1 pseudogene is annotated in these 514 nt (G+C 50.0%); it reads right to left on the reverse strand.

Features of this window, described 5'->3' with window-relative positions:
* Window positions 1–265, reverse strand: a pseudogene (locus KNP06_RS15180) (IS30 family transposase); the annotation flags it as partial.
* Between the last annotated feature and the right edge of the window lie 249 nt (window positions 266–514).

Genomic DNA, 514 nt, shown 5'->3' on the forward strand with positions numbered 1-514 from the left:
AGAAGGCAATTTTTCCTGCGTAGAGGCGGCCGACGATCTGTTCCGGGGACCAGGTCGCACGCAGCTTCTCGACGATCGTCCGGCGCATCATGTCATCGAGTTTCGTCTTGGCACCGCAGTTGGTCTTCGCCTTCTCGTAGCGTTTCTGGGCACGTTCAGCCACGTAGTCGGGGTTCCGTCTCGCGATGGACCGGATGGACATCCCGAGCTCCAGATACGACTCTATTTTCACGCGTTCCGTTGTGGGAAGATGAATATAGCTCATAGCGATTCCTCCGTCTGAATGTTTGTGTCGTAACTTCATTCTACACGAGGACGTCGCTGTGGGCTTTTTGTGCGTTCACTTTTGGGTGTTGCACTTAATTTTATAATTCATCAAACCAAAATGAAGTTGCCTATTTTCCTGTTTTTGGGATAATTGAAGAGAGGTGATGGGGATGAAGTGGTGGTGGATGTTCGGGATATTGGCCATTGGAGGAATGATGTTCGTCAATGAGGCTTGGTATGGAAACTC

The organism is Exiguobacterium sp. s21 (assembly GCF_018617975.1).
Taxonomy (GTDB): Bacteria; Bacillota; Bacilli; order Exiguobacteriales; family Exiguobacteriaceae; genus Exiguobacterium; species Exiguobacterium mexicanum_A.